Annotated in this window: 11 protein-coding genes; 2 read left to right on the forward strand and 9 right to left on the reverse strand. The window is 29.3% G+C overall.

The annotated features are described in order from the left end of the window. Positions 1-146: 146 nt before the first annotated feature. The 9 genes from Q0714_RS05915 to Q0714_RS05955 all read right to left on the reverse strand — a co-directional run bounded on the left by Q0714_RS05915 (position 147) and on the right by Q0714_RS05955 (position 8,972). Entirely contained in the window at positions 147-1,397 is a 1,251-nt protein-coding gene (locus tag Q0714_RS05915; protein ID WP_298263482.1) for an alginate export family protein, read from the reverse strand. A 140-nt stretch (positions 1,398-1,537) separates the two neighbouring features. Then, the gene (locus Q0714_RS05920) at positions 1,538-1,783 is read right to left on the reverse strand and encodes a cytochrome C oxidase subunit IV family protein (protein WP_298263483.1); all 246 of its coding nucleotides are present in this window, start codon (positions 1,781-1,783) and stop codon (positions 1,538-1,540) included. Position 1,784: 1 nt separating this feature from the next. After that, positions 1,785-2,366, reverse strand: coding sequence for a cytochrome c oxidase subunit 3 (locus tag Q0714_RS05925; RefSeq protein WP_298263484.1), 582 nt, complete (start codon positions 2,364-2,366; stop codon positions 1,785-1,787). 2 nt (positions 2,367-2,368) lie between these two features. Then, positions 2,369-4,135, reverse strand: a complete 1,767-nt coding sequence (locus tag Q0714_RS05930; protein ID WP_298263486.1) for a VWA domain-containing protein — start codon at positions 4,133-4,135, stop codon at positions 2,369-2,371. Between the two features lie 9 nt (positions 4,136-4,144). Beyond that, positions 4,145-4,924 (reverse strand): CbbQ/NirQ/NorQ/GpvN family protein, encoded by a 780-nt coding sequence (locus tag Q0714_RS05935; RefSeq protein ID WP_298263488.1) that lies wholly within the window; start codon positions 4,922-4,924, stop codon positions 4,145-4,147. A gap of 233 nt (positions 4,925-5,157) precedes the next feature. Continuing rightward, entirely contained in the window at positions 5,158-6,495 is a 1,338-nt protein-coding gene (locus Q0714_RS05940; RefSeq protein WP_298263489.1) for a cbb3-type cytochrome c oxidase subunit I, read from the reverse strand. A 10-nt stretch (positions 6,496-6,505) separates the two neighbouring features. Further along, on the reverse strand, positions 6,506-6,967 hold the full coding sequence (locus tag Q0714_RS05945) for a cytochrome c (protein ID WP_298263491.1): 462 nt from the start codon (positions 6,965-6,967) through the stop codon (positions 6,506-6,508). A 111-nt stretch (positions 6,968-7,078) separates the two neighbouring features. Beyond that, positions 7,079-7,543 carry an Rrf2 family transcriptional regulator gene (locus tag Q0714_RS05950; protein ID WP_298263493.1) on the reverse strand — a complete coding sequence of 155 codons (465 nt, stop codon included), beginning with the start codon at positions 7,541-7,543 and terminating at the stop codon, positions 7,079-7,081. Between the two features lie 52 nt (positions 7,544-7,595). After that, positions 7,596-8,972, reverse strand: coding sequence for a tryptophanase (locus tag Q0714_RS05955; RefSeq protein WP_298263495.1), 1,377 nt, complete (start codon positions 8,970-8,972; stop codon positions 7,596-7,598). Between the two features lie 391 nt (positions 8,973-9,363). Between Q0714_RS05955 and ccsA the strand changes: the two genes are divergently transcribed. Continuing rightward, entirely contained in the window at positions 9,364-12,483 is a 3,120-nt protein-coding gene (gene ccsA, locus Q0714_RS05960) for a cytochrome c biogenesis protein (RefSeq protein WP_298263497.1), read from the forward strand. Between the two features lie 50 nt (positions 12,484-12,533). Beyond that, positions 12,534-13,049 (forward strand): DUF2892 domain-containing protein, encoded by a 516-nt coding sequence (locus Q0714_RS05965; RefSeq protein ID WP_298263498.1) that lies wholly within the window; start codon positions 12,534-12,536, stop codon positions 13,047-13,049. Positions 13,050-13,053: the final 4 nt, after the last annotated feature.

Raw genomic sequence — 13,053 nt, forward strand, 5'->3', positions numbered from 1 at the left:
TTCTTGTGAATAATTCCAAAGTAAACAATTGAGTTTTACTTTCAAAGGAATGACACGTGTAAATTAGACTAGAAAAACCAGTACTTTGGATATAAAATCGAAGTACTGGTTTTAAACTAAAACTACTAACTAAAGTTTTAAATATTTTATTTTGAAGAAAATAACTTTGGTTTGAAAGTAAACATAATCCAAGCCCAAGAATTATTTTCATCTTTATCTCCTCCTTTAAGAACTTCCATCGCTTCTTTAGCAAACATTTTAGAATATCCAACATTAAACATTATATTGCTTGCTATTTTATATCCTAAATTTAAATCTATTTCAGTACCTAAATTATTATCAACTTTTGTTCCTCCATTGTAAACATCAGCAGCTGAAGAAAAGAAATGAGGTACTAATGTTGCTGAAAATTTATCTTTTTTGTAAGCAACAACCCCATTAATATCAACTAAACCAACAGACCCTATGTGGTTACCAACATAAAAATAATCCATCCAACCATTAAACTTATGATTGGTTCCAAACAACGGATTGAAAGATTTTACATCAGAACTTGCATCATTCATATCTTTTCCTGATAAATATTCAGCGCCAATACCTAAAGTAAACTCTGTTGAAGCTTTGTATTTTAAATTTCCTGCAAAGTAGTTAGCACTAACATCGTTACCATTCAACTGCCCCGTTTGAAAGTAGATTGAAAAATCTGAGCTAAATTTTCCTTCATTATATTTAATATGAGAACCTAATGTTTGAGAATAATCTACCTTTTGATTATTAGCTTCCATAAACTCTACTCCGTTATTTAACACTAAAAAGCTTAAACCTACTTTAGTTATTTTGGTATTAAACCAAGCGTACTGAAAAGTTTTATAACCCGCAACATTGCTATATAAATTATCTACTCCTGATTGGCTATCAGAATTTAAAGCAAAACCTACATCTAATTTACTGTTTTCAGAAACTTTAAATTTCGCCAACATCGCATCATGACTTCTTCCTTGTTGCGCCCAACCTACATTTCCAAATATTCTACTGTCATCATACACAATTTCTTGACGACCAAATTTTAAAGAAATATTTTCAGATAATAATGCTTCAGCCCAAGCTTCGTGTAACATTGTTGCGTTATCATCAGTACCTAGGGTACTAATATCTCCCCAAACTCTTACATTTTGAAGAGAAATCCCCAATTTAATTTTATCTTGTTCAAAATTGAAATTTAAACGAGTACGTTGCGATACAAAATTTGAACCGTCAGCATCTGTTTGTAATAGTTTCCCAAAACCATGTTTGTTCTCATAACGAGGACGTAATTCAGCTGATAAATCGAACTGTTGAGCTGTTAATGTTGTTACAGTTAATGTAGCTAAAATTGTTATAAATAAAATTTTTCTCATTGTTATGTATTTTAATTGTATGCTTATTTTTAATATTTAAAGACCTCTTTATCTTTTACAATGCGAAAATACAAGCATAAAAAAATTTAATTACTGACTTTTATCAACTTTCAAAAACTTTTTTTACAATTGAAACTGACTTAAATAAACAGCATAGTAATTACCATAAAAATTAAAACATAAACAATTAATGACACTTTCCACAAGGCATGTGCTTTACGTAATTCCATAAAATAAAATGAAACTCCAATAAATTTTAAACTTGACAATCCTAAAATAAGTAGTGCAGAAATAGAAATACTTAAAACCGAATTTGAGATTAGTGCTGTACTCATAGTTAAAAGTATAAGTATTATCCAAACCCATAAAAATACGTTTTTTTTCATCTTAAAATATTAAATAAATTATTGGGAATAACAGCAGCCAAATTAAATCGCACATATGCCAAAATGCAGCACTTGCCTCAAAATCTTCTAAATTTATTTTATCTTTCTTTTTCTGTAAACTTACAAGTGCTATAGCCAAAATTACCAACCCAACTATGACATGAATTACATGAAATAAAGTTAACATCCAATAAAAAGAGAAAAATGTGTTATAACTAAGTGTAAGTCCAGCATCAATTTTTGTATAATATTCTACACTTTTTAACAGTAAAAATAAGAAACCACCAAGCATAGTTAATTTTAAATAGGTTGATGCTTGATTGATTTTAAATGCTTTTAATTTTTTTACAGAATTCGCCATAAAAAAACCACTAGTTAATAAAAATACTGTATTTATTGCTCCAAAGGTGGTATTTAATAATAATCTAGAAGTATGAAATACTTGAGGTTCTTCTTTACTGTACATAACCATAGCGATTAGTGCCATACCAAAAGTGATTAATTCTAAAAAAATTACGATCCATATTAAAATTCCTCCAGGAGGGTAATACAAATTTTTATAATTGACTTTTAAAGATTCCATATTTAACTTTGATGTTTAATTTTTTCATACAATTGCACCATTGCTTTAAGTAATTCTACAGGTGTTGTTAATATTTGATAATGGTTTTGTCCAAACATTTGAGGTAAGTAATACTTTGCTTGCGCTTCGATGGCTAAGGCATATGAATTTATTTGTTTTTCGTTTAATTCTCTTAAGGCTTGTTTTACATCATTTACTCCATACTTACCTTCGTATTTATCATAATCATTAGGTTTTCCGTCTGAAATTAAAATTACCCATTTATTTTTTGTGTCTCGTTTATCTAACAGAGCTCCTGAATGACGTAAAGCAGCCCCAATTCTTGTATAACCGCTGGGTTCAACAGAACCTACTTTAAATTTTGCTTTACTCCATTCTTCATCAAAATCTTTAATAGTAATATAGGATGAATGATTTCTAGTTTTAGAATAAAAACAATCAATTGAAAAATCGATATGAAACTCATTCAAAATCTCTCCAAATAAAATTGAAACTTGCTTTTCAACATCAATTACTCTGTTTCCTGCCGCATAACTATCACTTGATAGGCTTACATCTAACAATAATAAAATAGATAAATCTTTTTCTTTTTTCCGTTTGGACAAATATATTTTTTCTGAAGGTGTATGACCTGAGTTAACATCAACAAACAAATCGATAATAGCGTCAATATCAAATTCTTCACCTTGTGTTTGCCTGCGTTGTTGTTGAAATTTATTATTTACCGTAGTTAACATTTTTCTTAACCCAATTAATGTTGACTGGTTTTGATTTAATGTTTTTTTATAATATTCAACATTATTTTTCAATAAAGTTTTTGGATATACTTTACAAAAGTCTTTTTTATAACAACGTTTAGAATAATCCCATTCATCATATTTAATATGATATCCTTTATTATCAATTTCAGCACTTTCAGAAACTGTGGTGTTTTCAATAAAATCTGCTTGATATACTGAATGTGCTGTATCATCTACACGTACTGTATATTTCATATTTATCTCATCCAATGCATTTGAGTGATCATCTAATTCATCATCTCCATCAAAATCTCTAAAATTACCAGCAAATTCTTCTGCGGTTTCCACTTTTTCAAATTGATGTTGTAAAACGGCATCTTCTTGCTGTTTTAAATCTACTTGAACTGAGATGATTTCTTCAACAGCATTAGACTTTAAAATGGTTTTCGGTTTTTCATCATCCGCTTTTTTAACCTTATCTGTAAAATTTTTTAATTGATCTTTAGAAGTTTCTTCAGGATTATTTTTCATCCATTTTCCATATAAAAAAGAAAAATCCACATCGGTATTGTTTGCCTTTTCAATATAATACGTGTAAAATTTTTGATGATATTTTTTGGTAATTGGAAACTGTTCAAATAAAATTTCTAGTACTTTAGATGAAGTTTTTTGAGCTTTTTGTTGAGATTCCATCAATTCATGTTCCACCTCATCATTCCAATTTAAATTTAAGGTTTTTTGGACTGACAAATACAATATTCTAAACAAGTAATAAGAAATATTATCATCTACTGTAGTAAATTCTGAAAATTTTGAAGGTAAAAAGAAGTTGTTATTTTTGTAGCCACCTTCTCTTTCCGCAGGGTACAATTCAATAGCTTGTCCAGTTATTGCTCTAGCAAAAATAGTTAAACGTGGTTTTAAATCGTTTAATAAAACTGCATGTGCAACAGCTTCCTCTTTCTTTAGTTTTCTCTTTTTAAAGTAATGAGCAAGTTTTGTAAATATATATTCATCTGGTTCAAACACAACTTAAAATCAAATCATTAGGTTACATAAATCTTTTAAAGCTTCAATAACTTCTAAATCGTCAGTTAAAGGTTCAACAATAGCAACTTCAACGGATAGCCTTTTTGGCAACCCATTATGAATTAATTTGGCAGCATCTACCAATAAACGCGTTGAAACTGTTTCAGTTAAACCTAGTTCTGTTAAATTTCTAATTTTTGTAGCAATATTGACCAATTTTTTAGCAGTATTGGCATCTATTCCAGTCTCATTTACCAATATTTCAGCTTCTAATGTAGCTTTTGGGTATGCAAATGAAACAGCTATAAAACGTTGTCTAGTTGAAGGTTTTAATTCTTTAAATCCTTTTTGATAGCCAGGATTAAAAGAAGCAACCAGCATAAAATCTTCATGAGCCTTAATAGTTTCACCAAGCTTATCGATAAACAATTCACGTCGGTGATCAGTTAAAGAGTGTATGGCAACAATTACATCGGGTCTTGCTTCAGCTATTTCATCTAAATAAATGATTGCGCCTTCTTTTACAGCAGTAGTTAATGGACCATCTAACCAAACCGTTTCTGCTCCTTTTATAATATATCTTCCTATTAAATCAGTTGAAGAGGTTTCTTCATGGCAACTAATAGTAATTAGTTTTTTATTTAATTTATGAGCAATAAACTCAATAAATCTAGATTTTCCAGTACCTGTTGGTCCTTTTAATAAAAAAGGAATTTTACTTGCATAGGTTAGTTCAAAAACTTCAACTTCTTTTCCTATGGCTTTATAATATGGTGATTGATTTTTCATACGAATGATTGATACTATTAAATAGAAAACCAGAGTTTCAGATTTTATTTGTTATATAGTATGGAAACTAATCATCTTCAACTCTGGAAATCAATCTAAAAAAACTACAATTAAAATTTCAGTATCTTATTTATTATTAAATATTTTGTTGACAAATCAGATTTAAAACGTTTCAACTTTTATTATTTAATAAAATGGGGTTGATTAATTTAGATACTTTTTACTTAATACTTTTATTGTTTAATTTCTAATGCTTCATCAGTTGGAGTCCCATGTTTGTAGAAGTCAATAATATACATTACAACACCTGTTGCAAAGAAAGATGCACAAATAACTAATACTACAAAATGAATACTAATTTCTTTTTGAACTTGCATAAATTCCATACCAAACTTTCGTTCTAAATAAACTTGTGCAACACCTGCAACACCAAAAGCAACCGTCATCCCAATCATACCTATGTTTGAAAACCAATAGGCCATTCTACCTATAGAACTATCATATAATTTTCTACCTGTCATATTTGGTAAACTATAACTTATAATTGCTAAAACAATCATTGCATATGCTCCCCAAAATGCCAAGTGGCCATGCATTGCTGTAACTAAAGTACCATGTGTATATAAATTTGTTTGCGGTAGCGTATGAGCAAACCCTAATAATCCTGCGCCAATAAATGAAACAATAGCAGCACCTAAAGTCCAATATAAAGCTAATTTATTCGGATGTTTTTTCTCTCCTTTTCTATACATATTTACCGCAAATAATGCCATTGCTAAAAATGCCAATGGTTCTAGTGCTGAGAAAATTCCTCCTACAATCAACCAAATTTTATTTACACCTATATAGTAATAGTGGTGACCAGTTCCTAAAACTCCAGATAAGAACGTTAAACCTACAATTACATATAGCCACTTTTCAATAACTTCTCTATCAACACCTGTTAATTTAATTAATAAGAAAGATAAAATACCTCCCATAATTAATTCCCAAACACCTTCAACCCATAAATGAACTACCCACCAACGGAAAAATGAATCTGTTACTTGACTATCAAAAGGAAGCATTCCAGGTAAATACAATAATGCAGCAAACAATAATCCCATAGAAAGTACTAAGGCTGTTGTTGTTTGCTTTTTACCTTTAAATAACGTCACTAAAATTAGGCCTAAAAATAGTAACACATTCACTACCACTAAGTAATCTAACGGACGTGGAATTTCTAAAAATTTTCTTCCTTCCCAATAGTTAAAATGATACCCAACTATGGCAACTACCCCTACAACTGCTAAGCTTATTAATTGTACATAAGCTAGTTTAACACTTACTAATTCGCGTTGTGCCTCTTCAGGAATGATATAATAGGCTGCTCCCATAAAACCAGACAATAACCAAACTACTAATAAATTGGTATGTACTGCTCTTGCGGTATTAAAAGGAATAAATTCGTGTAAATTATCAAACCCAATGCGTGCAAATCCCATAATAAAACCATAGGTAATTTGTAAAACTAGTAATAGCATTGAAAGTGCAAAAAACCAATATGCTACCTTTTGTGATTTATATTTCATAATATGTTGTTTAGTTGTTAATTTTGTCTTTTGCTAAAGGAGAAACTATTCTATCAAAACCATTTAAGTCTATCTCTCCAATCCACTTAAAAAATGCGACTACATCACTTGCTTCATCTTCTGTCATTCCATAAGCTACCATTTTTCTACCATTTGGTTGCCAAGGTCCTTTAGACATTAAAATTCCTTTTATTACTTCTTCTCCATTTCCATCATATTTTTGATTTAATCGATCAACAACTTTTGTCAATTCTGGAGCATAATAAGCACCTTCTCCTAAAATAGTATGACACCCCATACAATTATTAGATTCCCAGATTTCTTTACCTCTTACTACTTCTGCAGTTATATTCTCATGATTTGTTTGATCAGCTCCTTCAGATAAAGAGTATATAGTAAGTCCTATAAAAATTAAGAACGTTACCAAAGTACCTCCTAGGAAAAAAGCTCTTGCTTGTTTTTTAGATAACATGTTTTTCGAGTTTTGTTAGTTTTATTAATATTAAAAGACCTTTTTATCTTTTATTTTGACAAATGTATTTGATTACATTTATATAATATATGATTTTTGTCATAAAAATTATTATTTTTTAATAGGTTTTGGTTCTATATCTTTTAATGTAAGTACTCTACCTTTTTCAGCAATTTCTTCTGCAAATTCCATAATAGTTTTATCTCTGAACTTTCCTAGAATACTATTTTTAAAAGGTTCTACAATAAAATGAACAGGACAAGGATTTACAGCGTCACATTTATGCAAGCCTAAAAAGCAGTCATTTAATTTAGTTAATCCATCAATATTTTCAATAATATCTATAACAGATTTTTTTTTGTTTTTTTCAGACAAATAAAACCCTCCGTTAGGACCTTTTGTAGAGGAAATGATTTTACCACGTACTAGTTGTTGAAATAATTTTGCTAAAAAAGGACTAGGAACCTCAATACTTTCTGAAATTTCTTTGACACTTATTTTTCTATTTTCATTCGAATGTTCAGCTAAGAACAACGTAGATAATATAGCATATTTACTAGCACGTGATAACATCATAACTCATTAATTCATATTTTGAGCAAAAATATAAAAAAAAGAGTAGTTGGTATTATATTTTTTCAAATTTAACAGTAAAGTGCCTCATAATAGGCGCTTCATCAATAATTCTGTATCCTGATTTTGCCCCTTCTCTTGAATCATAAATATTTTTAAGTGTTGCAGCAATATAATCCATATGATTATTTGTATAGGTTCTTCTAGGAATTGCTAAACGCACTAATTCTAGATCGGGATACCTATTTTTTCTTGTAAAAGGATCTCTATCAGCTAGCACCGTACCAATTTCAACTCCTCTAATTCCTCCAACTACATATAATTCAATTGCTAAGGCTTGTGCTCTATATTCTTCCCTTGGAATAGTTGGAACAAACTTATTGGCATCTAAAAAAATAGCATGTCCTCCAAATGGTTGTTGTACTGGAACTCCATATTCTACTAATTTTTTTCCTAAATAAGCTATTTGCTCTACCCTACTCTCTAAGTAATTAAATTCAGTAGATTCATCTAAACCAATGGCTAAAGCTCCCATATCTCTACCATTCATACCTCCATAAGTTATAAAACCTTCGTACATAATGTTAAAAACAGTAGCTTTTTTAAATACTTCTTTGTTATTAAGCGCTATAAATCCTCCCATATTAACCAAGCCGTCTTTTTTAGCACTAATGGTCATACCATCTCCATAAGAAAAAACTTCTTTTACAATTTCTTTAATTGATTTATCTTCATATCCAGCTTCTCTTTTTTTGATAAAATAGGCGTTTTCTGCAAAACGAGCAGCATCAAAATATAATGGTACTCCATATTGTTTACATAATGCTGATACTTCTTTAGTATTTTGCACTGAAACAGGTTGACCTCCTGCACTATTACAAGTAATTGTTAATATTACAAATGGTATTTTTTCTTTTGGATTTGACTTAAATACCTTTTCTAATTTATTTAAATCAATATTGCCTTTAAAAGGATGTATAATTGACGTATCAAACGCTTCATCAATCGTACAATCTACAGCAGTTGCTTTTCTAAATTCAATATGACCTTTTGTTGTATCAAAATGAGAGTTTCCAGGAACTATATCTCCTTCTTTTACCATAGCAGAAAACAAAACATTTTCCGCAGCTCTACCTTGGTGAGTAGGTAAAAAATATTTAAATCCTGTAATTTTTTTTACCGTTTTCTTTAATTTAGTAAAAGATTTAGACCCTGCGTAACTCTCATCTCCAATCATCATTTCTGCCCATTGTTTATCGCTCATAGCTCCAGTTCCAGAATCAGTTAATACGTCTATAAAAACTTTATCTGAATCCAGATTAAATAAGTTATAATGCGCCTTTTTAATCCATTTTAATCGTTGTTCTTTTGTAGAGCGTTTTAACTGCTCTACCATTTTAATTTTATATGGTTCTGCATATGGTAATTCCATAATAATAAATTTAAATTGAAAAATTAGATGTAATTGTGACAAACCAATAGTTTGCCCATTTTAAAATAAGTTAAGGAGCTATTTAATATAGCATTCTGGGCGTTTAATATTTAGATAAATATTAAGATATATTTTATAAATGTTTAAAACTTTCATTCAATAATATACTTGCATACAAATTTACATTTTTTTCATTTTTATAAGTTAAATTTTTAAAAAAAGTGAACAAATTTTAATGACAATAGTCATTAATTGTGATAAAAGTTACACTTATCTTTGGTGCAATGTTAAAATAGGAAGATAATTGTTTTAAATTCAAAATTATAAATGGCTAATATGACAATTATCATTATTTTTGCACAACATTATTTTTAATAATAAAACATCTGTAATGAACAAACTACTTTCACTTATTTATTCAACACGTTTAATGGCTATTTTGTTTCTTGTTTTTGCTGCTGCAATGGGAGTGGCAACATTTATTGAAAACGATTATGGCACTGAAACGGCCAAAGCTTTAGTATATAATGCTTGGTGGTTTGAAGGTATAATGATATTTTTTGCTATTAACTTTTTTGGTAACATTTTTAAATACAAACTATTAAGAAAAGAAAAATTAGTAGTACTCGCTTTTCATTTAGCTTTCTTTTTAATAATTATTGGAGCTGGTATTACTCGCTATATTAGTTTTGAAGGAATAATGCCTATAAAAGAAGGGCAAGTAAGTAATACTTTCCTTTCCGAAAAAAATTATATAAGCATTGTTGTTAATGATGGTAAAGAACAAAAAACACCTGTACACCATCCTATTTTATTATCTGCCATAGGCTCAAACAATTATACTTATAATACAGATTTTAAAGGTACGGATGTTTCTGTTAAATTAACTAACTACATTCCTAACGCACAAGAAGTTTTTGAAGAAAGTGAAACGGGCGATGAATATATGCTATTTGTTGAGTCTGGTGGTGGTGGAAGACACAATCATTACGTAAAAAAAGGAACTTCTGAACTTATTCATGGCGTTATGGTTGGTTATGACACTCCTAATAAAAATACCATTGATTTTAAAACCATTGATGGAAAAATTAAAATTCAATCTGCTGTAGAAGGTCAGTTTTTTAGAATGGCTGATAATTTTGAAGGAACTATTGTAAAAGATTCATTACAAGATTTTTCAATTTTAGCTGTTCATTCAATCGCAGGGTTACAATTTGTTGTTCCCAATGCAGGTATTAAAGGAGAGTATAAAACAATCTCAGGTGATAAAGATCAAAATACCTTAGCCCAATTAACTTTTGACGTTACTGCTGGTGGTGAAACAAAACAGGTTAAAATGGTAGGAGGTAAATTTGCAATTCAACCTCCAACCCAATTCTCTATTGGGAATTTAAACTTTAGAATGAGCTATGGAGCAATGCAAATGAAATTACCATTTAGTATTAAATTAAACGATTTTCAGCTTGATAAATACCCAGGTTCGGAAAGCGCAATGTCTTATGCTAGTGAGGTTACAGTAATAGCCCCTTCTGAAACATTTGATTTTAGAATTTTTATGAATAATATTTTAAATTATAAAGGGTATAAATTCTTTCAATCAAGTTACAATATTACCCCAGAATATGAAGAAACTCACTTATCTGTAAATCATGATTTTTGGGGCTCAACAATTACTTACATAGGTTATTTCTTATTATATGCTGGATTGATTTTAATTTTATTTATGAAAAATACGCGTTTTGACTTCCTAAGAAAAAATTTACAAAAAATTAGAACAAAAAAAGCTACTTTAACTACCATTGCTATTTTACTAATTTCAACCATATCTTTTGCTCAACAACACAATCATTCATTAACCGAAAAACAAATTGATTCAGCTTTAGCGGTTAACAAAATTGATGTAAACCATGCTGAAAACTTTAGCAAAGTAATTATACAAGATGCTGGAGGTAGAATGAAACCAGTACATACCTATGCTTCTGAATTGTTGAGAAAAGTTAGTAAACATGATACTTATAAAGATATGAATGCGACTCAAGTATTTTTATCTATTCAACAAAATCCAAGATTATGGTTCCAAATTCCAATTATTTATATTGAAAAAGGAAACACAAAATTACGTGATATTATAGGAATCCCTCACGATCAAAGAGATGCAACACTTGCTAACTTTTTTGATTCAAAAGGAATGTATAAAATTTCTCAAATTCAACAAGAAGCTCAAAAAAGTAATATTAAAAGTAAATTTGAAAAAGATGTAATAAATGTAGACAGAAGAGTTAACTTACTCTATTCAGCTATTACTGGAGATATTTTAAGAATTTTCCCTATTCCAAACGATTCTAATAATACTTGGGTATCTCATAATAACATACAATCTGCTCATTTTAAAGGTCAAGACTCAGTATTTGTTCGCCAAATACTCCCTATTTACCTTCAAACTTTGTCAGATTCTAACGTATCTAAAGATTATTCAAAATCTGATGAAATTTTACAAGGCATTACTAATTTTCAAAAAAAATATGGAAGTGAAGTATATCCAAAAGAACATAAAATTGACTTAGAAATTGCTTACAACAAATACGATATATTTAAAACTATATATAGCTATTATATGTACATTGGAACATTAATGTTCTTTTTTGTAATCTTCCAAATTTTTAGAAATAATAAAACCATCAACTTTTTAATTAAAGCAAGTATTGTTATAATTATTGGGCTTTTTCTATTACATACAGGAGGTTTAATCGCTCGCTGGATAGTAAGTGGAAATGCCCCTTGGAGTAACGCCTACGAATCTATGATTTACGTTGGATGGGCAACTATGCTGTTTGGATTAATTTTTGGAAAAAAATCATCAATGACTATTGCTGCAACGGCCTTTTTAACAGCATTTATTTTAATGGTTGCGCATTGGAATTGGATGGATCCAGAAATTGCAAATCTACAACCTGTACTAAATTCTTATTGGTTAATGATTCACGTATCAATAATAGTTGCAAGTTATGGCCCATTTGCTTTAGGAATGATATTAGGCTTAATTGCACTTTTATTAATGATATTGACAACCAAAAAGAATAAACAAAAAATTGGTTTAATGATTAAAGAAATGACCATTATTAATGAAATGGCTTTAACTGTTGGTTTGGTGATGTTAACTATTGGAAACTTTTTAGGCGGACAATGGGCAAATGAAAGTTGGGGACGTTATTGGGGCTGGGATCCAAAGGAAACTTGGGCTTTAATAAGTATTATGATTTACGCTTTTGTTTTACACTTACGATTAGTTCCAGGCTTAAGAAGTAGATTTGTTTTTAATTTATTTTCAGTAGCTGCGTTTGCTTCTATTTTAATGACCTATTTTGGAGTGAACTTCTACTTATCAGGTTTACATTCTTATGCAAGTGGAGATAAAGCTATTACACCTACATTTGTTTATTACTCCGTAGCTATTGTAGCTGTTATCTCTGTTTTAGCTTATATACAACATAAAAAACATTATAAAAAATAACTAAAATCGTTGCAAAAATGTAACTTTGCAATCCATTAAAAAAATTATCAATGTTTAATAAGTATATAAAATTAGTAATTGCAGCAGGAATCTTAGTGTGGTCCGTATTTCAATTTGTTGATGAAAATATAATGAATGGCATTTCATTAATTTTATTAGCAGGTATTTTTGTACTGTTCTACTTTAAAAATGAATTTATATTACTTGCATTTTTACAATTAAGAAAACAAAATTTTGCGGGTGCAAGTAAATGGTTATCCTATATTAAAAATCCAAGTTCTGCTTTAATAAAAAAACAGGAAGGATATTATAATTTTTTACAAGGAATTATGGTTTCTCAAACCAACCTAACTCAAGCTGAGAAATTTTTTAAAAAAGCATTAAGTTTAGGGTTAAATATGAAACATGATATTGCAATGGCAAAACTACAATTGGCTGGAATTGCTATGTCTAAAAGACGTAAAAGAGAAGCTACCACCTTAGTAAATGAAGCTAAAAAATTAGATTCTCAAGGAGTTTTAACAGAGCAAATTAAAATGTTAAAACAACAATTGAAAAAAATATAATTCA

Origin of the sequence: uncultured Lutibacter sp., from assembly GCF_947493565.1 — a bacterium.
Lineage (GTDB): Bacteria > Bacteroidota > Bacteroidia > Flavobacteriales > Flavobacteriaceae > Lutibacter > Lutibacter aestuarii.

Bases quoted from the DNA above. Each gene is read 5' to 3' on its own strand.
- Q0714_RS05945 (WP_298263491.1), bottom strand. From the start codon at position 6,967: ATGTTATCTAAAAAACAAGCAAGAGCTTTTTTCCTAGGAGGTACTTTG.
- ccsA (WP_298263497.1), top strand. From the start codon at position 9,364: ATGAACAAACTACTTTCACTTATTTATTCAACACGTTTAATGGCTATT.
- Q0714_RS05965 (WP_298263498.1), top strand. From the start codon at position 12,534: ATGTTTAATAAGTATATAAAATTAGTAATTGCAGCAGGAATCTTAGTG.
- Q0714_RS05940 (WP_298263489.1), bottom strand. From the start codon at position 6,495: ATGAAATATAAATCACAAAAGGTAGCATATTGGTTTTTTGCACTTTCA.
- Q0714_RS05925 (WP_298263484.1), bottom strand. From the start codon at position 2,366: ATGGAATCTTTAAAAGTCAATTATAAAAATTTGTATTACCCTCCTGGA.
- Q0714_RS05915 (WP_298263482.1), bottom strand. From the start codon at position 1,397: ATGAGAAAAATTTTATTTATAACAATTTTAGCTACATTAACTGTAACA.
- Q0714_RS05920 (WP_298263483.1), bottom strand. From the start codon at position 1,783: ATGAAAAAAAACGTATTTTTATGGGTTTGGATAATACTTATACTTTTA.
- Q0714_RS05955 (WP_298263495.1), bottom strand. From the start codon at position 8,972: ATGGAATTACCATATGCAGAACCATATAAAATTAAAATGGTAGAGCAG.
- Q0714_RS05935 (WP_298263488.1), bottom strand. From the start codon at position 4,924: ATGAAAAATCAATCACCATATTATAAAGCCATAGGAAAAGAAGTTGAA.
- Q0714_RS05950 (WP_298263493.1), bottom strand. From the start codon at position 7,543: ATGATGTTATCACGTGCTAGTAAATATGCTATATTATCTACGTTGTTC.